Raw genomic sequence first — 23006 nt, forward strand, 5'->3', positions numbered from 1 at the left:
CGGCATCAGGGCCAGCACCAAAATCGGCGTCAGGCCCGCCACCAACAAAGGCACCAGCAGAGGTGTCAGCGGAGGTGTCAGAAGAAGCATCAGCAAAGGCATCAGCGGAGGTGTTGGGTGGATCACCTACCGGGGCAGTCCACACCGCGCTGACGCCCAACGGACCCCCAGGACCATACCCACCAGACGTACCAGTGGAAGTCCCCGCGGCGGTATTCGTGGGCCCTCTACTGGGGGCGGGACCCGGACCGGATTCGGGAACGAATCCCTTTCCGGTAGAAGAAGCTGTACTGCTTTTCATACCCCCATTCCATCACCCGCCACTGACATTATTAGGGCCTAAACCAGGTGCACAGAAAAACTTTTTGAAGTATTTTTCAGACCAGAAAACCGGTCACCGAAAACCCTCAATCCGCCCGCCGAACCGTCAGATCTGACGACTCAAATGCCCGCCAGCGGCGAGCTCACGGTTCGGCGAAGAGTTCGGCGAAGGTGATGGCGGGTCGGTCCAGACATGCTCTTTACAGCTGAATCAGTGGAAGCAAAACCAGTCGCATCACAGCGTCCACCGTTTTAGCGCGCTGACTATTTGACAGCCGAGGAGCCAGCATGGGCGACCAGACCAGACCAGACCAGACCCACGCGCACCTTTTCCTGGATCGCCGTCGCCTTCCTCTCGTTCTTCCGTTCCGGCACAGCTGGAACCGCGTGGTGCTTACTTTTCTGCTCAATGGCGGCCGCCGAGGGCGGGCAGTCGCCCAAACCGTTGACCGTGGCGGCGATACCGAAACTTATCAGGCCGCAGGGAGTTGCTAGGGTGTGGACATGACCTCCCGGCCGGGATATCCGGATGCTCAGCAAGCCGCCGAAACCCGCTCTGTCCGGTGGGAGGGCGCCGTCAACGCCCGCGACCTCGGCGGGGTCGGCGGCCTCATTCAGCGGGGCCGGATCTACCGGATGGGCCGCCACGAGTGGATTACTGCTGCTGGCTGGCTGCAGGCCCACGACGACGGCGTCCGCACCGTCGTCGACCTCCGCAATCCCGGAGAATTCGGGCGGCGCGCTAGCGACCCGGCCGTCGCTGATGACGCCCTGGGCCGCTTTACGATCGTCAACTGTCCCACCGAGGATCAGTCCGACGCCGAATTCATGGAGCTGGTTGGCCCGTACCTGAGTTCACCCGAGCACTATCCGGAGAATCTGCGGCGCTGGCCAGGCAAGATCGCCGCCGTCGTGCGGGCAGTGATCAATGCGTCCAACGGCGGCGTGGTGGTTCACTGCTCGGCGGGCCGTGACCGGACCGGCCTGGTGATGGCAGTGATGCTCTCAGCGGCAGGGGCGTCCGCCGAGGAAATCGTGACCGACTATGTGCTGGGGGTGCGAGGGATCAACGACTTCCATTCGACGCAGGAGACCCCGAGAGAAACACCTCTCTCCGAGGATGAGCTGGTGGAGCGTCTCGACGGGGCGACTACGCACCTGCGCGACATGCTGGCTGGCTTCGACGCGGAGCAGTATTTGCTGGACGCAGGTCTGACCCCTGCGGAGCTGGCAGCATTACGGGTCCGGCTGACCGTCTAGGACCCATGGTCGAATGGCCCGGCCCATGGCGAGGGCAGGACTCACGCACCGGGTGTCGAAGATTCGTTAGCGGCGATCGAGGAGCAGATTGGTGATCCGCAGACTGCAGAGGCGTGCGCCGTCGTCGTTGGTCAGCACCACCTCGTGGGTGGTGAGGGTACCGCCCAGATGGAGGGGGATCGCAGTGATGGTGACCAACCCCTCGCGGGCGGACTTGTGATGGGTGGCCGATACATCGACGCCGACAGCCGTTTTACCCAGGGTACTGGCGTGAATGACTGCCGCCCAGGATCCGACTGCCTCACCGACGGCAAGTGATGCGCCGCCATGCAACAGCCCAAACGACTGCCGGTTCCCCTCCACGGGCATGGTGGCGACAACCCGCTGAACCGACTGCTCAAGGATTTTCACGCCCATTTTCTCGTCGAGTTCGCCGAGCTGGATCTGCCATGGCTGGTGGGTCACCGGGGGCTCCTTGTGGGGGATACGGAAATGTCGGTTAATGTACGCTGGATATATTACCGAACGTCCGTTCAGTTATCTTTGTCGGACGGTCGGCGCCGTAGACATTCACAGGTGAAAGGCAAGTCGACGATGACTTCAACAGCGGTACGCGTGGAGACGGTCCCCAGTTTCATTGAGGATGCCTGGTGGACCCCCGACGCCGGGTCCCTCACCGGGAGCAACAGCGCCGAGGTCCGGGATGCAAGTACCGGTGAGACCCTTGCGGTGGTGAGCACCGAGGGACTCGACGTCGCCAAGGTGGTCGATTACGCCCGCACCACCGGACAGCGTGCGCTCGGCAAGTTCACCTTCCATCAGCGCGCCCTGATGCTCAAAACTCTGGCACAGTTCCTCAACGACCAGCGCAACTCCCTGTATGAGCTGTCGGCCCGCACCGGCGCAACGAAAATCGATTCCATGGTGGACATCGACGGCGGCATCGGGGTGCTCTTCACCTTCGGTTCGAAAGGCCGTCGGGAGCTGCCCAACTCCAACGTGGTGGTGGATGGCCCGCCGGAAACCTTGTCGAAGGACGGCACATTCCTGGGCGAGCACATCTACACCCGCATTCCTGGGGCTGCAGTGCAGATCAACGCCTTCAACTTCCCGGTTTGGGGCATGCTCGAGAAGCTGGCCCCGGCACTCTTGGCGGGCGTCCCGACCATCGTCAAACCGGCAACACCCACCGGGTACCTGACCGCCGCCGTCGTGAAGTTCATCATCGAGTCCAACATCCTTCCGCGGGGTGCGCTGCAGCTGATCTCCGGGTCGGCCCGGGACCTGCTCGATTACCTGGACTACCGGGACCTGGTGTCGTTCACCGGCTCGGCGTCGACCGCCAACAAGCTGAAAGCCCACGACAACGTGGTGCACGGTGGCGTCCGGTTCACCTCCGAAACCGACTCGCTCAACGCCGCCATCCTCGGCGAGGACGCCGTTCCCGGCACCCCCGAGTTTGACGCCTTCATCAAATCCCTCGTCACCGAAATTACCGTCAAGGCTGGGCAGAAGTGTACGAGCATCCGCCGCACGATCGTGCCCAAGGCGCTGGTGGCCGACGTCGTCGCCGCGGCGAAGGATCGCATCGAGGCGCGCATCGTCCTCGGCGATCCGCGCGCCGAGGACGTCACCATGGGCGCCCTCGCGTCGCTGGAGCAGCTTCGCGACGTCCGGTCGGCCGTCGAGACCATGCTCGCCGCCGGCGGCGAGCTGGCCTACGGCACCCTCGACGCGCCCCGCATCACCCATGCAGACGGCACAGTGGATACCGCCGTTGACGGCGCCTTCATGTCTCCGGTGCTCCTGACCTGGGAGAACGCCGAGGCGATTGAACTGCACACGGTTGAGGCGTTCGGCCCGGTGGCCTCGGTGATCGGGTACGACGACGCCGCGCACGCCGTGCGGCTCGCCGCCCTGGGCGCCGGGTCCCTGGTGGCGACAGTGTGCACCAACGACCCCACTATCGCCCGCGAGCTGGTCCTCGGTATTGCCGCCCACCACGGCCGGGTGCTGATGCTCAACCGGGAGGATGCGCGCAGCTCCACCGGCCACGGCTCGCCGGTACCGCACCTGGTGCACGGCGGACCGGGCCGCGCCGGCGGTGGCGAGGAACTCGGCGGCATCCGGTCCGTGCTGCACCACATGCAGCGCACAGCGATTCAGGGGTCACCGAACATGCTCACGGCGGTCACAGGGGTCTGGCATGCTGGCGCCGACCAAAGGTTCGGCGCCACCCACCCATTCCGAAAGAACCTCGCCACGCTACACATTGGCGACGCCGTCCGCTCCGACCTACGGCAGGTCACCCTCGAAGACATCACCGCGTTCGCCAACACCACTGGAGACACGTTCTACGCTCACACCAACGAGGACGCCGCGACCGCCAACCCGTTCTTCCCGGGCATCGTGGCGCATGGCTACCTGCTGCTGTCCTGGGGTGCCGGGCTGTTCGTCGATCCCGCTCCCGGGCCGGTCCTGGCCAACTACGGGCTGGAGAATCTGCGGTTCATCACGCCGGTCGCCGCCGGTGACTCGATCCGGGTCACCCTGACGGCCAAGCGTATTACCCCGCGCGAGGACGAAGAATACGGCGAGGTTGCCTGGGACGCGGTGCTACTCAACCAGGACGATGAAATCGTCGCCACCTACGACGTCCTGACCCTCGTCGAGAAGTAACCCCTTCCGGCGGGGGTCTCGGCGGGCTGGGGCGCGAAGTTCAGGCAAGCGGGGATTGGACACGGTGGAGCCCGTCGAAGAGCATGCTGATGACATCGTCGGCCAGTTGTTCGGGTGACACAGCGCCTCCGGGTTTGTACCATTCGACGATCGAGTTGATCGTGCCGAACAGCAGGCGGGTGGTGGTTCGCGGGTCAAGGTCTGACCGCAGGGAGCCCTCAGACCGGGCCGCATCCACCAACGCTGCCACCTGGTGATCGAAGGTACGTCGGCGTTCCAGGGCGCCGCGCTCTATCTCCGTGTTCCCGCGCAACCGCAGGAGAAGTGTTACGAAGGGGAGTCGCTCGATCAGGACAGCGATCGTGCCCCGGAGGACGAATTCCAGCCGGGCGTCCGCCCTGCCCGATGTGGCTGCAGGATCGATTAGCACGGCCTCCAACCCGCCCAGGGCGTGATCCAGGGCCAGGCGAAGAAGGTCCCCCTTGGAGGGAACATGATGGTAGATCGCCGACTTGCTGATTCCGAGGTTCTCGGCGAGGACGCCCATCGAAGTGGCCTCGTAGCCGTGCCGGTTGAACACGTCGACGGCGATGGTGAGGACAGCCTGCTGATCGTACCCGGGCCGTCCGCGCCGGCTGGCGGCCTGCGGGAGTGCTGTTGACATCAGGCGCCAGCCTTAGGCCGGAGATCGTAAATGCGCCGAAGTTTGCCACTGGATCGGGCGAGTGAACCGGGCTCGGCTACGGTGACCGCGCAGCTGGAACCGATATGGATCTTGATCTGTTCGCTGAGCTGGCTGGCGGCTGTCTCGGCATCGTGCGCTGAGACACCTTCCCGCGGTTCAATCTTGACGGTCATTGCGTCCATCCGTTGGCCCTCCGGGCGGGTGAGTACCAGCTGGAAGTGCGGGCTGAGCGCAGGAATGCGCAACGCGATTTCCTCAATCTGGGTGGGGAACAGGTTGACGCCACGGAGGATGATCATGTCGTCGCTGCGCCCGGTGATACGACCCATCCGGCGCATCCCTGGCCGGGCGGTGCCGGGTAGCAGCCGGGTCAGGTCGTGGGTCCGGTACCTGATGATTGGCAGTGCCTCTTTGGTGAGGGAGGTGAAGACCAACTCGCCGTGTTCGCCGTCGTCGAGCACCTTGTCGGTGAACGGATCGATAATCTCGGGGCGGAAGTGGTCCTCCCAGATGTGCGAGCCGTCTTTGGTCTCGACGCACTCACCCGCGACTCCCGGGCCCATTACCTCGGACAAGCCGTAAATGTCGCAGGCGTCGAACCCCATCCGGCTTTCCAGTTCGTGGCGCATCTCTTCCGTCCACGGTTCGGCGCCGAGGACAGCAGTTTTCAGCGAGGTGCTGGAGGGGTCGATGCCCGCTGCGGCCATCGCGTCCAGGATGGTGAGCAGGTAGGTGGGGGTCGCCAGAATGGCATCGGGTTCAAAGTCCGTGATGAGCTGGACCTGGCGTTCGGTCTGCCCGCCCGAGACAGGGATGACTGTGCAGCCGAGTCTTTCGGCGCCGCAGTGGGCGCCCAGGCCGCCGGTGAACAGGCCGTAACCGTACGCGTTGTGGACTTTGTCGCCCTCCTTGACGCCCGAAGCCCTGAGCGACCGGGCGACCAGGGTGGCCCAGCGGTCCAGATCCCCGGCGGTGTAGCCGACCACAGTCGGGCGCCCGGTGGTGCCCGACGACGCGTGGATCCGCGCCACTCGATCCTGGGGGACGGCGAACATTCCGAACGGGTAGGTACTCCGAAGGTCCTCCTTGGTGGTGTAGGGGAACGATGACAGGTCGCTGAGGTCCTTGAGATCGGACGGGTGCACTCCCGCGGTGTCGAATTTCTCACGGTACAGCCGGACGTTGTCGTAGGCATACTGCACGGTGTGCTGAAGCCGGGCTAGTTGCAGCTCTTCGATCTGGTCCCTGCTCATCAGTTCCTCGGCGTCGAGCGTCGAGGGATCGGCGGCGCTGGCCTTGAGTGTCGTGCCGGTCATGGGAGGCTCTTTTCTGACCTTGGGCTGTCGGGACTGGCAGGGCTCGCGGTGGTGCGGCGCGGGTTCGGGATGGTGCGTGAGCGGCCGCGGAATTCAGCAATCGCACGGGAGTAGTGGTCGTTCTGTGCCGTGATGGAGATGTCGTACAGACCGCTGCGACCCGCTACGCAGCGCCGGTCGGCCGTGGCGTCAACAATCTCAATGCCAAGCCAGCGGGAGGCGTGGTCCTGTTCGAGAATAGGATGCGTGGGTTGGACGCCGGTGTCCGCCATGGGAGCCTCACTGGTTGTTGACAGAATTAAGAGACCCGTCCGGTCTTTTGTGACCGAATGGTCATTAGGTAATTCACTTAGGTAATACCGGCGGACGGTGCGGTGTCAAGCGATGACGCCCCGGCTGAGCTTCGACCGGCGATCACAGAGTCCCGACTGGCGGAGCCCGACATAACGATTCCGTAACGGCGGTCGAGGTCGCGCTCGCTGACTAGGTGTTTTGATGACGGATCAGTTTCAATTCCGGCAAATGGAAGCGCTCCCACTTGACGGAAAAGCCGAGCCTTTTCAGGATGAACTCAAAAGCGTGAGAGCGCTCTCACACTTATTGGCAATCACCTGACAAAGGAGTCACCCGTGCAAAATCGAGCCAAAATTACCGCGCTTTCAGCGAGCGCAGCCTGCCTGGCCCTTGCCCTGTCAGCTTGCGGTTCCGGTTCCACCCCTGGTGCGGGTGCACGCCGAGTACACTGGGCCGGCGGGTATCCCCGTCTACATCACCGAGAATGGCGCCGCCTACGACGACGTACCTGACGCGGCGGGGTTCGTCGACGACCAGGACCGGCTCGCGTATTTCGACAGTCACCTTCGGGCAGTGCGGGCAGCGATCGACGACGGCGCCGACGTCCGCGGCTACCTTGCCTGGTCCTTCCTGGACAACTTCGAATGGGCCTGGGGCTACCACCAGCGCTTCGGTCTGGTCCGGGTGGACTACGACACCCAACAGCGCACCCCGAAGGCCAGCGCACTCTGGTACGCCCGGGCCGCCGCGGCCAACGCGCTGCCGGCCCCCGGCCAGGCCCCGCTGGTAAGACCGGGCGCCGCGGTGGGGGTGCGTGGCCCGGGGAACACTGCGATGGCCGCCATCCGGTAGGGCCCTGCTGGCAGGTCATCGTGTCGTATTCTCAAGGTGATGAATGATCAGCAACCGCGGGCCGGGCGTCCCGGACTCGCTCACCTGCCGCAGGCGAAATACAGTCCCACCCTGGAGGACCTGGCGGCAGCAGCGGGCGTGTCCCGGTCGACGGCGTCGCGCGCCATCAACGGGGGCAGCCGGGTGAGCCCGGAAGCCCAGGCGGCGGTAGACGCCGCCGTCGTCGCCCTCGCTTACACGCCCAACCGTGCCGCGCGATCGCTGGTCACCCGACGCACCTCGTCGATTGCCCTGGTAATCCCCGAACCGGACATGCACGTCATGATGGACCCGTTCTTCGCCATGATCATCACCGGGGTTACCGAATCGCTGAGGGAAACCGATGTGCAGCTGGTCCTGCTCATGTCCAGGAGCGACGATGCGGCGCGGACGGTCCGCTACCTGCGGGGCGGGCATGTGGACGGGGCCATCGTGGTCTCGCACCACCAGGGGGACACCTGGGTGGGGCCGCTCGCCGAGAGCGGGCTGCCCATCATCTTTATCGGCAGGCCCTGGCAGAGCGGGCACGGACTGACGTACGTCGATACCGACAACTATGGCGGCGGCACCCTGGCTGCACGGCACCTGCTCGCAACGGGTAGCCAGCGGCCGGCCACCATTGCTGGACCCGCCGACATGACCGCCGCCGTCGACCGCCTTGGCGGCTGGCAGGACGGACTGCTCGGTGCTGGGGCGGCGCCGAGCCCGGTCGAGTTCGCCGACTTCACCACGGCGGGCGGAGCCGAGGCGACCCTGCGGCTGCTCGACGCCGCCCCCGACACCGACGCGATCTTTGCCGCGTCCGACCTGATGGCTGTCGGCGTGCTGGAGGTCCTGCAGGCCCGCGGGCTTCGGGTTCCCGACGACGTCGCAGTGGTCGGGTACGACAACCACAGCATCTCGGCGCTGGCGTCGCCGGCCCTGAGCACCATCACCCAACCCATGGCCGAGATGGCCACCAAGGCCGGCACCATGCTGCTGGAGGAGATTGAGGCTCCCGGCACCCACCCCGACCCGGTGGTCTACCCGGCGGAACTGGTCGTGCGGAGCTCCTCGGCGCCGAGGGCCGCTGCGACGAAAGCGTAGTCCCAGGCAACGTCCTTCCACCGCTCGTACCGGCCACTGGCACCGCCATGGCCGCCGTCCATCTCTGTCTTCAACACGATCGGCTCGCTGCCGGTGGTCGTATCGCGCAGCTTGGCCACCCATTTTGCGGGCTCGACATACAGCACCCGGGTGTCGTTGAAGCTGGTGACCGCGGCAATCCGCGGATACCGGGTGGCCTTGATGTTCTCGTACGGGGTGTACTCCTTCATGTATCGGTACACCTCGGGGTCGGTGATCGGGTTGCCCCATTCTTCCCACTCAAGGGCAGACAGGGGTAGCTCGGGGTCGAGGATGGTGGTCAGCGCGTCGACGAACGGCACCTGGGCTACCACCGCCTGGTATAGATCGGGGGCGAGGTTGGTGATCGCACCCATCAGCAGCCCGCCAGCGGATCCGCCCATTGCGGCGATCCGGTGGGGGTCAACGTAGGCGGACGCCCCCACATGTCGGGTCGCGTCGACGAAGTCAGTGAACGTGTTCTTCTTGTTGAGCTTCTTGCCGCCTTCGTACCAGGTGCGGCCCATCTCGCCGCCCCCACGGATATGCGCCACCACGAAGACCACACCGCGATCCAGCAGCGACAGCCGGGCGATTGAGAAGCCCGGGTCCATGCTGATTTCGTAACTGCCGTAGGCGTAGACCAGTGCCGGGTTTGCGCCGTCCCCGGCGAGGTCGGTCCGCCGCAGGACCGACAGGGGGATCAGGGTGCCGTCGCCCGCCGTGGCCCACTGCCGTTCGGCAGTGTAGTCCGCCGAGCGGTAGCCGCCGCGGACCTCGGTCTCCTTGCGCAGCAGCAGGTTCCCGGTGTCGAGGACGTAGTCGTAGACGCGTGGGGGAGTGAAGAAGGAAGTGTAGGAGAGCCTGATGATCGGCGAATCGAACTCGGCGTCGGCAAGGTTGCAGGTGAAGAGCTCCTCATCGAATGCCGGTTCGGCGGGTGCGGGCTGGCCGGCCGTGCCGAGCCCGGCGAGCGGGAGCACCTGAACGCGCTCGATGGTGTCCTTGCGGACCGAGACGATCACATGGGTTGACGTGACTGCGACCCCGCTTACCCGCACGGCGTCGTCGTGCTCCACTACGGTGTTCCAGTGCTGGTCGGGGAGGGGTTTGCCGAACTCGGTCTCGGCGGCGAGGCTGACCATCGAGTTCTTGGCGTTCCGGTTGTGGGTCAGAAGGTAGTGGCGCTCGCCGTCGATCGTCACCGGATCGGCCTCGTAGAGGACCTTCTCGCTGCGCGGAATCAGCGTGCGCAGGCCAGCCGACTGGTTGGCCAGGTCCAGCACGCGGTACTCGCTGTACTCGGAGCAGCCGATGCCGATCAGCAGCTGCGACCGGTCGGCTGACAGGTCGAAGCCCGTCCACATGGCCACATCGTCCTCCTGATACACCACCGCATCCTGTTCCACCGGGGTGCCAAGGGTGTGCGACCTGACCTGGTAGGGGCGCCACGAATCGTCCACCACCGTGTAGAACACCTGGGTGCCGTCGGGGGAGAAGGCCAGCCCGTAGAAGATGTTCGGCACCACGTCGGGGAGTAGGTCGCCGGTGCGCAGATCCTTGATCCGCAGGGTGAATCGCTCGTCGCCGGCGTTGTCCTCGCAGTAGGCCAGCAGGTTCCCGTCTTCGGTGACGGCCAGGCCGCCGACGGAGAAGAATGGTTTGCCTTCGGCTTCCGCGTTGCCGTCCAGCATGACCTGCTCGCCCTCGATGGGGTTACCGGGGACAATCTCCGGTGGCGTCCAGTCGTTGGCGAGGTCACCTGTATCAGTGGCAGCTACCCGGCAATTGATGGCGTATTGCTTCCCCTCTTCGGTGCGGGCGTAGTACCACCATCCCTTCTTGCGGGAGGGTACCGACAGATCAGTTTCCTGCGTCCGGTTCTTGATTTCGCCGAAAATGTCCCGCCGGAGCTGTTCCTGGCCAGCTGTCACGGCGTCGGTGTATTCGTTCTCGGCCTTGAGGTGGGCGACCACCTCTTGGCTCTCCTTTTCCCGTAGCCACTCGTACTCGTCAACGAAGGTATCCGAGTGGTGGGTGCGTTCCGTCGGCACCTTTTTGGCAACGGGAGGGGCGGGGAAGTGCGTCTCTGCAGTCATGGAAACCATCCTGCCATCAACTCGGGCGTGCAGGTTTTCCCGGGTTCTGGGGCCCAGACCGTGTGGCGGGGTACGACACGCCGGTTTATGGTCGACGACGGCGGCGGTACCTGGGCAGACCTGCACGCCCGGGGCGCACTCAGGCGGCCCTCAGACGGTGTGGACCGTCGGATCGATGACCGGATCGGCGCTTTTGACCGATCGCCAGACGAATCCGGTCACCACCACCGTCGCCGCGGCGGCTACCGGGATGGCCGGGAGGCGAAGGAGGACCAGATCCGGGGTCAGGCCGATCACCGCGGCATAGGCTAGGGCGATGCCCATTCCCAGCAGGCCGCTGTGCCACACGGCCCAGGACCTGATGATCGACGCCAGGTTCACCGCAACTACTACGAGGGCTGCGACCGTGACGACGATCAGCGCGAGGAGCAGAACCGTCACAGTGAAATCGGTCCCGGTGACTATTGCCGTGACGGAGGAGAGCAGGACCGTAAACGCTGCGACGGCGAGAGTCCTGCCGATCCAGACACCCGGACCATCGGGCCGCCGCCGGGGCAGGTCGAGGTTTTCCGCATAATCTCCGGGTAGCCCGAAGGCGTCGACGGACCGTTCCCCGGTGTCCTTGAGGTAGGCCTCGACGGTGGACACGGCGTCGCCGATCAGGTGGCCGGGAACATCCCTGAATCGTAGTTCCAGGATGAAATCTTCGAGCCACTTCTGGTGCTCACTGCTGGTGTCATTCACTGGGGTCTCCGATCGGGTAGGCGTGTGTTTTTGCTATGCGGCAAGGAAAGTTCCTGCTGTGAAGACGGCTGCGCCGATGGCCATCAGGCAGGGAACCACACCATCACGCGGTCGGTAGCTGTGTCTTGTTCGGGTGCGCCCGCATTGGCAGGTCTCACGATGCCCTCGTTGCTCTTGATCGATGCGCGGGCCCAGAATCCTGCGCCTATGATGAGTGCTCCCGACAGCGCAGCGGCAGTAGCAGACGAGACCTCCCACTGGGGTAGACCCAGAAGCATAGGTAAAATCGGGGCCAGGATTCCCAGGCCCACGACAGCCATCCAGATCGCCAGCAGCAACCACCACCTCTTCACTAGGCGGAAGATGTTCTTCGCAATCAAGAGCATGGTGAGCGCAAGAACCAGGAAGAGCAAAAACTCGACGCCACTGAAGCTCACCGGTTCACCCCGACCCGCAGCAGCAATGGCCGGGAAATAGATCACTAATCCAAGGATGCTCAGAAGAGCAGGAACCAGCACCCGAGGGAAGTGCAAGCCCGGTGTGCTCGTGAATCCCAGCGCCTGCGCGTAGGCAACAGGGTCGCCGAACGCCTCCTCAGCCGACTCTCCGCTATCGGCGAGATGTGATTCGACAGATGCCTTAGCATCGCCGATATCCCGTCCACCAACCCCGCGGTGCGAGAGCTCCAGTACGAAATCAGTCAGCCACTGCTGGTTTTTTCGAGTGTCATTCATTGGATAGCTCCGTTCAGGTGGGTCAGGGTCCGGGTGGTGAAGACGCGCCAGTCGGCGGATTGCTGGGCCAGTTCAGTGCGGCCGGCGTCAGTGAGGGAGAAGTACTTGCGGCCAGGACCGCCGTCGCCGGCCCGCCATTCGGTAGTGACGAACCCCGCCGACTCGAACCGGGTCAGCAGCGGATACAGCGTCCCGCCCTTGATGGAGCCAAAACCAGCCTCCTCCAGTGCGGTGGCGACCGCGTAACCATAGGTCGGCCCGGCTGCGAGGACCTTGAGAACACTCATACCCAGCGCGCCGCGCATCCATTCGCTGGGCCATTGTTTGTCTGACACGTGTTTGTCGGTCACAACTACATAGTCACACTAACTAGTCGGCGTGTCTACCCAGTCGCGGGGCGGTTGTTGACGGTCCGGCCACCACCCCGATATCCTGAACGAACGGTCAGTAATTAATCTGCGACCGACTTCAACGCACATTTGACGCTCACAGTGAGGTGACCACCATGGCAACAGCACCAGCGGTTGACCAGACGCCGTCCGAAACGCCCGACGAGCAGGCCGGACGGGAGCAGTTCGAACGGCTTATCAGCGAGGACTCCCGGATTGAGCCCCGCGACTGGATGCCGGACGCCTACCGGAAGACCCTCGCCCGGCAGATCTCCCAGCACGCCCACTCCGAGATCATCGGCATGCAGCCCGAGGCCAACTGGATTTCCCGTGCACCCTCACTGAAGCGCAAAGCCATCCTCATGGCCAAGGTCCAGGATGAGGCCGGTCACGGCCTGTACCTCTACTCGGCCGCTGAAACCCTCGGCACCCCGCGGGACAAGATGACCGAAGACCTGATCGCCGGCAAGGCCCGCTACTCCAGCATCTTCAACTATCCGGCAGTGACCTGGGCAGATATGGGTGCCATCGGCTGGTTGGTCGACGGCGCCGCGATCGCCAACCAGGTACCCCTCTGCCGGGCCTCCTACGGCCCCTATGGCCGGGCCATGGTGCGGATCTGCAAGGAAGAATCCTTCCACCAGCGCCAGGGCTTCGAGATCCTGCTGGAACTCGCCAACGGCACGCCCGCCCAGAAGGAGATGGCGCAGGACGCCGTCAACCGCTGGTACGCCCCCTCACTGATGATGTTCGGCCCACCCGACGACGATTCGCCCAACTCCAAGCAGTCCATGGCCTGGAACATCAAGCGGTTCTCCAATGATGAACTCCGCTCACGCTTCGTCGGCATGATGGTTGAGCAGGTCAAGGTCCTCGGCCTGACCCTCCCCGATGACCAGATCCGGTTCAACGAGGACACCCAGCAGTGGGAGCACGCACCCCTGGACTGGAACGAGTTCAAGGAGGTCCTCGCCGGCCGGGGGCCCTGCAACGCCCAGCGGATGGAACGCCGCCGCGAGGCCCACGAAGACGGCGCCTGGGTACGCGAAGCAGCGGCAGCCTACGCCGACAAGCGTGCCACAGCAGCAGCACAGCAGAAGGCGGCCTAGATGACCGGCGGTTCAACCACAGGCGACGACGGCTCCGCGGCGCCGGCGCCCGCGGTTCCCCAGAAGCGTCAGCCCTGGCCCCTGTGGGAGGTCTTCGTCAGGTCTTCCCGCGGACTATCCCACGTTCACGCCGGTTCCTTGCACGCGCCCGACGCCGAGATGGCCGTCCGGAACGCCCGTGACCTGTACACCCGGCGCAACGAGGGCGTCAGCCTGTGGGTGGTCCCGGCGTCGTCGATCATCACCAGCGACCCCGACGCCAAGGGGCAGTTCTTCGAATCCCCGCAGGGCAAGGACTACCGGCACGCCACGTACTACACGAAGAGCGACGGGGTGAGGCACCTGTGAGTGAATCGAACGCCAGCGCGACCCGGATCACCCCGGGCAACGCGCTGCGCCCCGAGGACATTGCCGCATCGGACCTGAAGCCGAGCATCGACGTCGCAGAATACGCACTGCGCCTGGGCGACGACTCACTGATCCTGGCCCAGCGGCTCGGCTGGTGGATCTCCCGGGCGCCCGAGCTGGAAGAGGATGTGGCCCTCGGCAACATTGCCCTGGACCTGATCGGCCACGCGCGGTCCTTCCTCAGCTATGCCGGCCACGGCCTGGACAAAACCGAGGACGATCTCGCCTACTTCCGCCGCGAACCGGAATTCCGCTGCGCCCACCTCTTCGTGCAGCCCAACGGCGACTTCGCCCGTACCATCGCCCGCCAGCTGGTGGTCTCGCACTACCAGTTCGAGCTCTACTCCCGGCTCGTGCATTCCACTGATCCGACGCTCGCGGCCATCGCCGCGAAGGCCGTTAAAGAAGTCGACTACCACCGCGACCACAGCAGCCAGTGGGTGCTGCGTCTCGCCCTCGGCACCGATGAGTCCCGCCGCCGGATGATCGCCGGCCTCAAGCTGACCTGGCCCTACGTCGAGGAACTGTTCGTTGACGACCAGCTCTTCGATACGCTCGGCGACGCCGCCGTCCGCCCGAGCACCCTCCGGGCTCCCTTCGATTCGCTCATCGCCGCCCTCTTTACCGAGGCCGAGCTTGAGATACCCGCCGTCCCAGGCGCCGTGGGCGGCGGCCGCGCCGGACGGCACAGCGAACATCTGGGCTACCTGCTGGCCGAGATGCAGGTGCTCGCCCGCGAGCATCCCGGCGCCACCTGGTAGGTCAGGTGCAGCCATGAGTATCGACACATCCAGCATCGGCACCAATACCGCTCACCGGCCCGCCGACGCCGAAACCGCGAGGATCTGGGATATCGCCGCCACCGTGGTGGACCCCGAAATCCCCGTCCTCACCATCGAGGACCTCGGGATCCTGCGGGAGGCCCGGGTCGCCGACGGCGCCATCACCGTAATCATCACTCCCACCTACTCGGGGTGCCCGGCGATGGACGCCATCCGGGACGACGTCGTCAGCGCTCTCTCGGCCCACGGCCACAACGACGTCCAGGTGCGTCTCACCCTCGCCCCGGCCTGGACCACCGACTGGATGACCAGTGCAGGCAAAGCCAAACTCGATGAGTACGGCATAGCGCCACCCACCGGCCTCGCCGCGGCCGGCCCCGTCCGGGTGGGGCTCAGCGTGAAGTGTCCCCAATGTTCCTCCCTCAATACCCGCGAACTCACCCGCTTCGGTTCCACGTCCTGCAAGGCGCTCTACGTCTGTCAGGACTGCAAGGAACCCTTCGACTACTTCAAGGTGCACTAGATGGCAGTCAAGCTCGCCCCGTCCACCCAGCGCCGTACGGCCTTCAACGAGCTCACCGTCGCCGAGGTCCGGCGGCTCACGGGCGACGCCATTGAGGTGACCTTCGCCGTCCCCGAGCACCTGGCCAGCAAATACAACTACCTGCCCGGCCAGTACGTTGCCCTGCGCACCACTCTCGACGTCGACGGCTCCCCCGTGGAGGTGCGCCGCAGCTACTCCATCTGCGCTGAGCCGCGGCCCGGCGAGATCCGGGTGGCCATCAAAAGGGATCTCGGCGGCGTTTTTTCCAGCTGGGCGAACGAGTTCCTGAAGGCCGGCGACCGGCTCGACGTGATGAGCCCCATGGGTCAGTTCATCTCCAAACACGAGATGACCGAACTCAACCGGCCCGAGCACCTACAGGAAAACCTCACCGTCGCCGGGGAGACCACCTTCGTCGCCGTGGCAGCAGGGTCGGGGATCACCCCGGTGATCGCCATCGCCCGCACCGCGCTCGCCGCTAGCGACAACGTGCGCTTCGACCTGATCTACGCCAACAAAGCAGCGATGGATGTGATGTTCCTCGAGGAACTCGCCGACTTGAAGGACCGCTATCCCGCACGGTTCGCCCTGCACCACGTGTTATCCCGCGAGCAGCGCATCTCCCCGTTGCTGAGCGGTCGAATCGATGCGGACAAGCTGGAGAAACTGTTGGGCACCGTGATCCGGACTGACGACGTCGACGAATGGTTCCTCTGCGGTCCCTTTGAACTCGTCCAGTTGTGCCGGGACACCCTGGGGGAGCGCGGCGTCGCCCCCGAAAAGATCCGGTTTGAGCTCTTCTCCAGTGGCGAGCCCAGTCGCCCCGAAGGGCAGATCGGCCGTCCAGTCCGCGCCGAGGACGACGGCGAAAATTTCACTATCTCGTTCAACCTCGACGGGCTGCAGGGCACGGTGTCCAGCCCCACCCGCGCGAGGGAGTCAATTCTCAATGCCGCACTCCGGGTCAGAGCCGACGTCCCGTTCGCCTGCGCCGGTGGTGTCTGCGGGACGTGCCGCGCGAAGTTGGTCACCGGCACGGTAGAGATGGAAGAGAACTACGCGTTGGAGCCCGACGAGATCGAAAAGGGCTACGTCCTCACCTGCCAGTCCCGTCCCACCAGCGACACCGTGTCGGTGGACTACGACGCCTAAGTAAGCGAATCTGAGTATTCATCTCGTACGGCCAGAGTTTGCAGGGTGAGCTTCGCGGCCTCTGCGCGGTCCTCCACGGTTGTTGTGGGGATCACGAGCTGGTTGGTGTGGGCGATCATGGCCCGACAGCTGCGGCATTGAATGATTTCGGCTGACGGGTGTCGACGACCCGACCTGTGGCATCGAGAAAAACTTGCGGCGCGAAGGGGGAGGATGCGGTGACGCGGAACGTGTCGGTGGAAGGTGCCCCTGATTTGGGGCAAGGGGCACCCCTGTAGGACGCCTTCGTCCATCCCCACTGAAGGCGTTGCAACAGCCACCAAAGGGGCTTTTCACGAACATAGGAGCATCCCTCAAATTGGATAATCCCTATGCTGGCACGGTGAAGGTCGTTATTGCAGGTGGGTCTGGCGCCCTTGGGCGGCGATTGTGCGCCTTTTTACACGACCGAGGACACGACATTGTGGTTCTTACCCGTAATTCCCGAAAAAGGGCAGGGCCGCATCGATTGGTCCACTGGGACGGACGAACAATAGGCGACTGGGCCGCCGAGCTGGAGGGAGCAGCAGTTATCAACTTGGCGGGGGAGCTCGTCGACCGCCGCCCAAGTACGGCGAACACAGGGCTGCTCACCGAATCCAGGGTTGAACCAACCAAGGCCCTCGCCAGAGCCGCAGCCGAACTTTGCAGTCCAGTCCCCGTGTGGGTTCAGGCATCCACGCTGGCCATTTACGGTGATGCCGGCGAGCGTTTACTTACCGAAGCGTCAACGTTTGCGGACGGCCCACCACAGATGGCCGGCGTAGCTCGCGCGTGGGAAGAGGCAGCGAACGGTGTCAATGCCTCCCGCAAGACCGTGCTGCGTACCAGTATCGTCCTTGATCGAGACACTCCGGCCTTGGATCGACTTCTTCTCCTGACGAGGCTTGGCCTTGGCAGACGAGTAGCGTCTGGGAAACAATGGTTTTCGTGGATCCACATTATGGACTGGCTGGCCATTGTCGATCAGGTGCTGTGCGATCCCGCTTTGGAAGGTACTGTGCTGGCCACGGCCCCCACGCCAGTTCGAAATGCTGAACTGATGACCTCGCTGCGGAGCGTACTGGGGCGGCCCGCGGCCCTTCCAACTCCGGAGGTTTTGGTGCGCTTGTGCGCTTGGGTGCTACGGACGGACCCCGCCCTAGCCTTATCCGGGCGCCAAGCAATCCCAGCTCGGTTGAGCCAACTAAATTTCAACTTCGTCCATAGCGACTTACGGGAAAGTCTAGAAGACCTGCTGTCCCGGCCTTGATACAGGTTATTCTGGCCTGCAAGGGCTGGCTGGGAATACCCAGAGCGCCCTGCGGTCATCGTCAGTAAACCGCACCGTCCTACCAACAGAAAGGTCTCCAGGTAAACCCTATTAACAAGAATCGGCACGAATCCCCTTCCGGGCATCGAGTGCGCTTTCGTGGGCAGAACCGCGTCGGAGGTGTGACAGGCGCTGAGGGACGCAGGGACCAAGCACGTCGTCCACGTCGCGACCTTCCCTTGTCCGTGGGCAAAGTTCCAGGTGGAAGTGCGTTGTGATGCAGGTAAGGCCGGGACGAATGCTTCCGTCCGTCGTCAGACCCATGATCGAGTCAGCTCTTTTGGGTGTGATCGCCGGCATGATGGGTCAAGTCCTCCTGCCCGAAGGCACCATGCTGAGCTCGGGTGTCGTGCCAGGGTTCATGGTGGGGATTGTTGGCGGTATTGTCCTCGTCTTCGCGCACCTGAGGACTAACACCAGGAGCACGCCATCAGCGGGAGGCGGATGGCGAGTCTTGGTGTGGACCACTGTGTCGGCGGCGGCCGCATTTTGGGTAACGGCTTTTTGGACTTCGAACCCCCAGATCGCATGGTCGGGGCGCGTCATTCTTTGCGGCGGCGTAGCGATTGTCTATGGGTTCTTGACCTACCGCGCCCTAACCCCGAAACCGCAGTAAACGACTTCCTCCGGGCACCCACGCCAGATATCTCAGGCGCTCTTAGCGATCGTCTGAAGGCCACATATCCCGGTCAGTCACTCGAACCCCACGTCGGCAGCCTGGAACGCCGTCCGCCAGGTAGTTCCGGTGCGAAGATACATTTCGTGGTTGGGCGCAGGTCGATAGTCACCCGTGATGGTGTAACTCCCAGACCGGTAGACCAGAGCCTGCCAGTCATAAGGAACGGCCCCCGCCGCACAACCATCGGCGGGTCCGCCGCAACCTTCCACCGCTAGGCTGGGAAAAAATCACGGAAGGCTCTGGCAATGATTGAACTGACCATCGAGAACAATGTCGCCGAAATTGTTCTCAACGCTCCAGCGAAACTGAACTCCCTGGACGAGGAGGCGCTCGGCGGGCTATCCAACGCCTACGACGAAGCTGCCGAGGCCGCGGCCACCGGCGCCGTCCGGGCTCTGGTGCTCCGCGGCGAGGGCCGGGCTTTCTGCGCTGGTCGCGACATTTCCAACGTTCACCCCGAAACCGACGACGCCGTCGCCTACCTCGGCGGCCTCGTCACACCGTTACTGCGGAAGATGGCTGCATTCCCCGCACCGACCTTCGCCGCAGCGCACGGGGCGTGCCTCGGCGTCGGGCTCGGCCTGTTGGTGGCCACCGACGTGGTCTACGTGGCCGAGGACGCAAAGCTCGGCTCGCCCTTCGCCAATTTGGGGGCCACTCTGGATTCGGGCGGACACTGGCTGTTCACCGAGCGGTTGGGAGCCCACCGCGCCCTTGACCTGATCTACACGGCCGAGCTGATGACCGGGACCGACGCCGTAGCCGCCGGTCTGTTTAGCCGGGTAATGACCGCCGATGAGCTGCTGCAGCGCACCCGCGACACGGCGCAACGGGTCGCCTCAGGAGCAACCGGCGCGTTCCGGGCCTCCAAGGAACTCGTGGCGGCGATCCGCGACCGGCGGCTCGGCCTGTGGGAGTCCATCAGCGAGGAGAACAAGGCGCAGGGCGACCTGTGCGGCAGCGACGACTACGCCGAAGGATTCGCCGCCTTCCAGGACAAGCGCAAACCGGTTTTCAGAGGCTGAACGCGGTCGTCCGAGGGTCGGCGGTGCTCAGCGGCGCAGAGATCTCCTGGGGGAGCCACTGCTCGGTGGGTCGCCCCAGCAGGTAGCCCTGGCCGAAGTCGCACCCCAGCCCGTGGAGCGACTGAGCCTGGCTGGTGGTCTCGATTCCCTCCGCTACCACTCGCAGCTTGAGGGCATGCGCGAGTCCGATGACCGCGTTGACGACGGCGAAGCTTTCCCGGCGTCGGGCATTGTCGTCGAGGCCAGCAGTGAACGAGCCGTCGATTTTCACGGTATCTACGGGGAATTGGGCGAGGTAGGACAGCGACGAGTAGCCGGTGCCGAAGTCGTCGATCGCCAGGTGCACCCCTGTGGCGCGCAACTGGGTAAGCGTGGTCCTGGCGCGGTCGAGATTGACCATCAGGACACTCTCAGTGATCTCCAGGCCCAGGGCGCTGCCGGGAAGGTGGTGCGCGTCGAGGGCGCGGCGGACCGTGGCGGCGAAGTCGGGGCTCCGCAGTTCAAACGCTGACACGTTGACCCACACCACCGGGCAGTCAACACCTGTAGCCCGTCGTCTGCCGACCTCGCGCAGGGCTTCCTCCAGCACCCAGGCGCCGAGGTCGTTGATCAGGCCGGTCTCCTCGGCCAGATCGATGAATTCGGCAGGCATCAGCAGCCCGCGAACGGGATGCTGCCACCTGACCAGAGCCTCAAGGCCCACTACTTCACCGTCGGCGAGGCTCATCTCGGGCTGGTAATGCAGGCGAAGCTGCCCCTCGCGGATGCCCTGTAGCAGGTCGCTCTCCAATTGGGCGCGGGTTTTCACCCGGTTGCACTGCCCTTTGTCGTACACGGAGGACCGGTTTCGACCCTGTTCCTTGGCCGCGTACATGGCGTCGTCGGCGTCGCGGAGCATCTGAGAGGTGGTGGTGTGTTCGGCGCCCGAGAGGGCGATGCCAATGGATGCGGAGACGAAGACCTCGGCTCCACCCACCAGGATGGGCGGCTTGAAGGCTGAGAGAATCCTGGCCGCCGCGGCCGTGGCCTGCTCGTTGGACGTGTCAAGGCACAGCACCACAAATTCGTCCCCGCTCAGCCGGGCCACCGTGTCGGCGGGGCGCACTGCTGACTGGAGCCGGCGGGCCACTTCCGTAAGAACGCTGTCGCCGGCCTGGTGCCCATACGTATCATTGATGGCCTTGAACCGGTCCAGGTCGCAGAACAGGACGGCGACGGCGGTTTCGTTACCCCGGGCAGCGCTGAGGGTCTGACCGAGGCGGTCCACCAGCAGGGCGCGGTTCGGGAGGCCGGTCAGCGTGTCATGCAGCACCTGATGCTGCAGCATCGCCTCAAAAGCCTTCCGGTCGGTGATGTCCTCGATGTGGTCGATCAGCATCCCGGGGCCGCCGTCGTCGTCGGGCACCATTGAGGAGGAGTGCAGGATGCCCACCACAGCGCCGTCGGCATGAAGGAAGCGGGTTTCGTGCCGCCGTCGCCCGGAGACCCCGCGCAGCAGCGACCGGCGCTGGCGTTCAGCGGGCTCCCGGTCATCCGGGTGCGTCAGCTCCTGCACCGACATGGTCAGGAGGGTTTGCTCGTCGCGGCCCAGCAGCTCGGTCAGCGCCCGGTTGACCTGGATGAATTCACCGGTGGGCGACGTCACCGCCATGCCGATCGGGGCGTCGTCGAAAGCGCTCCGGAAGCGTTGGTTCGACTTTTCCAGTTCCAACTCGGTCAGCTTGAGGCCGGTGATGTCGCTGCACGCCAGCACCAGCGAGCTGACGGGATCAGCGCCGGTCGCGTCAAGGTCGGCGATGCTTACCTCAAACCAGTGCCAGTCGCCGTTACGGTGGCGCAGACGGAGCTCGGTAATGGAACTGCGGCCTAGCCGAAGTCCGGGAGGGGCGGCCAAAAGATCACGGGCGCTGCGGCTGTCGTCGGGGTGCACCAGCTCAAGAAAGGGTCCTCCGGTCAGCGCCACGGCCGGCGTACCCAGCAGCTGTTCGGAGGTGGGGCTGACCGATGTCACCAGGTGCTGATTGTTGAGAATGACCAGTAGGTCCGATGTGTTGGCCAACATCGTCTGCACAGCAATCTCGCGGTGCTTTCGGTGGGTGATGTCGCGCTGGATAGCGATCCAGTGGGTGAACCAGCCCCGCGAATTGGCGACGGGGGTGATGCTGATCTGGACCCAGAACTCCCGCCCATCCTTATGGACATTAAGCAGCTCCACTTCGACCGGCTCCCACGCTTTGAGGGCAACGCGCAGCCGATCCAGTTCCGCCCGGTCTGTCTTCGGCGACTGCAGGATGCGCGGGGTTTTGCCGACGATCTCGTGCGGTTGGTACCCGGTCATTCGGGTGAAAGCAGGGTTGACGTAGATGACTTCGGGTCCGCCCGAGGGGAGATCGATGGGTTCTGCCCTGGTCACCAGGACCACATCATTGGCATTGACCACAACCGATTCAAACAATGCCGCTGCCTTCGCGTCTGGAATACCAACTGTCTCGCGCACTCCAGTACCTGGCACGCCGTTCTCAACCATGCTGTTCCCCTTTTGATGCCAGCCCGTTGGCGGCACGTTCAGACCGTCTACGGTGGCCGGTGATCGTATTAAACCATAGAGCGGAATGGAGCAGGTTGAGGCTGCGGATCGCCCTCGTCCGACGAATGCCTGGATGCGAACGTTTTATAACTTTTCGGAAAATCTTTATAAGAATGTCGACTTTTACAGTATTTTCCCCAGGCAATGACTTTTACTGGTTAGGTGGTCAAGGGACGGTTCAGCAGCGTCTCATGGGGGAGGATGACATTCAGAACGGGATGTCACCACCAGTCAGGATCCGTCCCTTGACCATACCTACCGATGCCCTGGCTACTCAGCGAGCGTCAATGTCTTCGAAGACGAGGAAGGTCTGGGTGTCCATCACGCCCGGCATCGATTGCAGCTGGTCGAAGATAACCCGTCGGAGCCCCACGTTGTCTTCGGCCCGCACCAACAGGATGACGTCGAAGTCCCCGCCCACCAGGGCGATGTGGTGAATTTCCGGGATGAGGCAGAGCTGTTCCCGAAGCTCCCGCCACGCGTGCTGCTGAACCTTGAGGGTGACGTAGGCGGAGGATCGGAGCCCGGCCTTAATGGGGTCGATCAGCGTAGTGAATTTGGTGAGTACCCCCGATTCGGTGAGCCGGGCGATCCTCGAGTAGGCGTGTGCGCGGGAAATATGAACGTTTTCCGCCACCGCGGTCACCGACAGCCGACCGTCCCGGGTGAGCTCGGCCAGGATCCGCCGGTCCACCTCGTCCAAAGGTTTGTCCACCATTCGTCCACACCTTTCCACGTAACCCAGCTCACAATGACAATTCATCCACAATAGTTCACAGTCGATGAAATATGGTCCACACCTGTGCCCCCTAGTAGATACGAAAAGCCGCCGAAGTTCATAATTGACTACACA

At 64.1% G+C, this 23006-nt stretch carries 19 protein-coding genes and 1 pseudogene; 11 read left to right on the forward strand and 9 right to left on the reverse strand.

Annotated features, from left to right (window positions below; translation table 11 throughout):
- Positions 1–825 precede the first annotated feature (825 nt).
- A complete protein-coding gene (locus ACX80G_RS12910) occupies positions 826–1581 on the forward strand; it encodes a tyrosine-protein phosphatase (protein WP_459308053.1) in 756 nt (251 codons plus the stop codon).
- A 66-nt stretch (positions 1582–1647) separates the two neighbouring features.
- Here the strand turns inward: ACX80G_RS12910 and ACX80G_RS12915 are convergent, their stop codons facing one another.
- Entirely contained in the window at positions 1648–1998 is a 351-nt protein-coding gene (locus ACX80G_RS12915; RefSeq protein WP_459308185.1) for a PaaI family thioesterase, read from the reverse strand.
- A 177-nt stretch (positions 1999–2175) separates the two neighbouring features.
- On the opposite strand from ACX80G_RS12915, the gene paaZ reads away from it, so the two are divergent.
- The gene (gene paaZ, locus ACX80G_RS12920; protein WP_459308054.1) at positions 2176–4260 is read left to right on the forward strand and encodes a phenylacetic acid degradation bifunctional protein PaaZ; all 2085 of its coding nucleotides are present in this window, start codon (positions 2176–2178) and stop codon (positions 4258–4260) included.
- Positions 4261–4300: 40 nt separating this feature from the next.
- On the opposite strand, the gene ACX80G_RS12925 is transcribed toward paaZ, so the two are convergent.
- The gene (locus tag ACX80G_RS12925; protein WP_459308055.1) at positions 4301–4924 is read right to left on the reverse strand and encodes a TetR/AcrR family transcriptional regulator; all 624 of its coding nucleotides are present in this window, start codon (positions 4922–4924) and stop codon (positions 4301–4303) included.
- On the reverse strand, positions 4924–6261 hold the full coding sequence (gene paaK / locus ACX80G_RS12930) for a phenylacetate--CoA ligase PaaK (protein WP_459308056.1): 1338 nt from the start codon (positions 6259–6261) through the stop codon (positions 4924–4926). Before paaK ends, ACX80G_RS12925 begins: the two co-directional genes overlap by 1 nt.
- A 717-nt stretch (positions 6262–6978) precedes the next feature.
- Here paaK and ACX80G_RS12935 point away from each other — a divergent pair.
- Positions 6979–7407 (forward strand): annotated as a pseudogene (locus ACX80G_RS12935) (family 1 glycosylhydrolase); the annotation flags it as partial.
- A gap of 39 nt (positions 7408–7446) precedes the next feature.
- A complete protein-coding gene (locus tag ACX80G_RS12940) occupies positions 7447–8532 on the forward strand; it encodes a LacI family DNA-binding transcriptional regulator (protein WP_459308057.1) in 1086 nt (361 codons plus the stop codon).
- On the opposite strand, the gene ACX80G_RS12945 is transcribed toward ACX80G_RS12940, so the two are convergent.
- From ACX80G_RS12945 to ACX80G_RS12960, 4 genes are all read right to left on the reverse strand, one after another.
- Positions 8469–10649 (reverse strand): S9 family peptidase, encoded by a 2181-nt coding sequence (locus tag ACX80G_RS12945; RefSeq protein ID WP_459308058.1) that lies wholly within the window; start codon positions 10647–10649, stop codon positions 8469–8471. The two genes, ACX80G_RS12940 and ACX80G_RS12945, sit on opposite strands and share 64 nt — an antisense overlap.
- 150 nt (positions 10650–10799) lie before the next feature.
- Positions 10800–11393, reverse strand: coding sequence for a hypothetical protein (locus ACX80G_RS12950; RefSeq protein ID WP_459308059.1), 594 nt, complete (start codon positions 11391–11393; stop codon positions 10800–10802).
- 83 nt (positions 11394–11476) lie between these two features.
- On the reverse strand, positions 11477–12127 hold the full coding sequence (locus ACX80G_RS12955) for a hypothetical protein (RefSeq protein ID WP_459308060.1): 651 nt from the start codon (positions 12125–12127) through the stop codon (positions 11477–11479).
- A complete protein-coding gene (locus ACX80G_RS12960) occupies positions 12124–12432 on the reverse strand; it encodes a PadR family transcriptional regulator (RefSeq protein ID WP_459308187.1) in 309 nt (102 codons plus the stop codon). The genes ACX80G_RS12955 and ACX80G_RS12960 overlap by 4 nt, the downstream gene beginning before the upstream one ends.
- Positions 12433–12632: 200 nt before the next feature.
- On the opposite strand from ACX80G_RS12960, the gene paaA reads away from it, so the two are divergent.
- From paaA to ACX80G_RS12995, 7 genes are all read left to right on the forward strand, one after another.
- On the forward strand, positions 12633–13625 hold the full coding sequence (gene paaA, locus ACX80G_RS12965; RefSeq protein ID WP_459308061.1) for a 1,2-phenylacetyl-CoA epoxidase subunit PaaA: 993 nt from the start codon (positions 12633–12635) through the stop codon (positions 13623–13625).
- Complete coding sequence (gene paaB / locus ACX80G_RS12970; protein WP_459308062.1) at positions 13626–13973, forward strand: 1,2-phenylacetyl-CoA epoxidase subunit PaaB; 348 nt, start codon at positions 13626–13628, stop codon at positions 13971–13973.
- On the forward strand, positions 13970–14794 hold the full coding sequence (gene paaC, locus ACX80G_RS12975; protein ID WP_459308063.1) for a 1,2-phenylacetyl-CoA epoxidase subunit PaaC: 825 nt from the start codon (positions 13970–13972) through the stop codon (positions 14792–14794). The genes paaB and paaC overlap by 4 nt, the downstream gene beginning before the upstream one ends.
- 13 nt (positions 14795–14807) lie before the next feature.
- On the forward strand, positions 14808–15338 hold the full coding sequence (paaD, locus tag ACX80G_RS12980) for a 1,2-phenylacetyl-CoA epoxidase subunit PaaD (RefSeq protein WP_459308064.1): 531 nt from the start codon (positions 14808–14810) through the stop codon (positions 15336–15338).
- Positions 15339–16511 carry a 1,2-phenylacetyl-CoA epoxidase subunit PaaE gene (paaE, locus tag ACX80G_RS12985; protein ID WP_459308065.1) on the forward strand — a complete coding sequence of 391 codons (1173 nt, stop codon included), beginning with the start codon at positions 15339–15341 and terminating at the stop codon, positions 16509–16511.
- A 382-nt stretch (positions 16512–16893) separates the two neighbouring features.
- On the forward strand, positions 16894–17802 hold the full coding sequence (locus ACX80G_RS12990) for a TIGR01777 family oxidoreductase (protein ID WP_459308066.1): 909 nt from the start codon (positions 16894–16896) through the stop codon (positions 17800–17802).
- A 984-nt stretch (positions 17803–18786) separates the two neighbouring features.
- Positions 18787–19566 carry an enoyl-CoA hydratase/isomerase family protein gene (locus ACX80G_RS12995; protein WP_459308067.1) on the forward strand — a complete coding sequence of 260 codons (780 nt, stop codon included), beginning with the start codon at positions 18787–18789 and terminating at the stop codon, positions 19564–19566.
- On the opposite strand, the gene ACX80G_RS13000 is transcribed toward ACX80G_RS12995, so the two are convergent.
- Together ACX80G_RS13000 and ACX80G_RS13005 are read right to left on the reverse strand one after the other, a co-directional pair.
- A complete protein-coding gene (locus ACX80G_RS13000; RefSeq protein ID WP_459308068.1) occupies positions 19556–22093 on the reverse strand; it encodes a sensor domain-containing protein in 2538 nt (845 codons plus the stop codon). The two genes, ACX80G_RS12995 and ACX80G_RS13000, sit on opposite strands and share 11 nt — an antisense overlap.
- A 334-nt stretch (positions 22094–22427) precedes the next feature.
- Positions 22428–22871, reverse strand: a complete 444-nt coding sequence (locus tag ACX80G_RS13005) for an Lrp/AsnC family transcriptional regulator (RefSeq protein WP_459308069.1) — start codon at positions 22869–22871, stop codon at positions 22428–22430.
- Between the last annotated feature and the right edge of the window lie 135 nt (positions 22872–23006).

The sequence above is a fragment of the Arthrobacter glycogeni genome (assembly GCF_054510815.1).

Bases quoted from the DNA above. Each gene is read 5' to 3' on its own strand.
- ACX80G_RS12910 (WP_459308053.1), top strand. From the start codon at position 826: ATGACCTCCCGGCCGGGATATCCGGATGCTCAGCAAGCCGCCGAAACC.
- ACX80G_RS12915 (WP_459308185.1), bottom strand. From the start codon at position 1,998: ATGGGCGTGAAAATCCTTGAGCAGTCGGTTCAGCGGGTTGTCGCCACC.
- paaZ (WP_459308054.1), top strand. From the start codon at position 2,176: ATGACTTCAACAGCGGTACGCGTGGAGACGGTCCCCAGTTTCATTGAG.
- ACX80G_RS12925 (WP_459308055.1), bottom strand. From the start codon at position 4,924: ATGTCAACAGCACTCCCGCAGGCCGCCAGCCGGCGCGGACGGCCCGGG.
- paaK (WP_459308056.1), bottom strand. From the start codon at position 6,261: ATGACCGGCACGACACTCAAGGCCAGCGCCGCCGATCCCTCGACGCTC.
- ACX80G_RS12940 (WP_459308057.1), top strand. From the start codon at position 7,447: ATGAATGATCAGCAACCGCGGGCCGGGCGTCCCGGACTCGCTCACCTG.
- ACX80G_RS12945 (WP_459308058.1), bottom strand. From the start codon at position 10,649: ATGACTGCAGAGACGCACTTCCCCGCCCCTCCCGTTGCCAAAAAGGTG.
- ACX80G_RS12955 (WP_459308060.1), bottom strand. From the start codon at position 12,127: ATGAATGACACTCGAAAAAACCAGCAGTGGCTGACTGATTTCGTACTG.
- ACX80G_RS12960 (WP_459308187.1), bottom strand. From the start codon at position 12,432: ATGCGCGGCGCGCTGGGTATGAGTGTTCTCAAGGTCCTCGCAGCCGGG.
- paaA (WP_459308061.1), top strand. From the start codon at position 12,633: ATGGCAACAGCACCAGCGGTTGACCAGACGCCGTCCGAAACGCCCGAC.
- paaB (WP_459308062.1), top strand. From the start codon at position 13,626: ATGACCGGCGGTTCAACCACAGGCGACGACGGCTCCGCGGCGCCGGCG.
- paaD (WP_459308064.1), top strand. From the start codon at position 14,808: ATGAGTATCGACACATCCAGCATCGGCACCAATACCGCTCACCGGCCC.
- paaE (WP_459308065.1), top strand. From the start codon at position 15,339: ATGGCAGTCAAGCTCGCCCCGTCCACCCAGCGCCGTACGGCCTTCAAC.
- ACX80G_RS12995 (WP_459308067.1), top strand. From the start codon at position 18,787: ATGATTGAACTGACCATCGAGAACAATGTCGCCGAAATTGTTCTCAAC.
- ACX80G_RS13000 (WP_459308068.1), bottom strand. From the start codon at position 22,093: ATGGTTGAGAACGGCGTGCCAGGTACTGGAGTGCGCGAGACAGTTGGT.
- ACX80G_RS13005 (WP_459308069.1), bottom strand. From the start codon at position 22,871: ATGGTGGACAAACCTTTGGACGAGGTGGACCGGCGGATCCTGGCCGAG.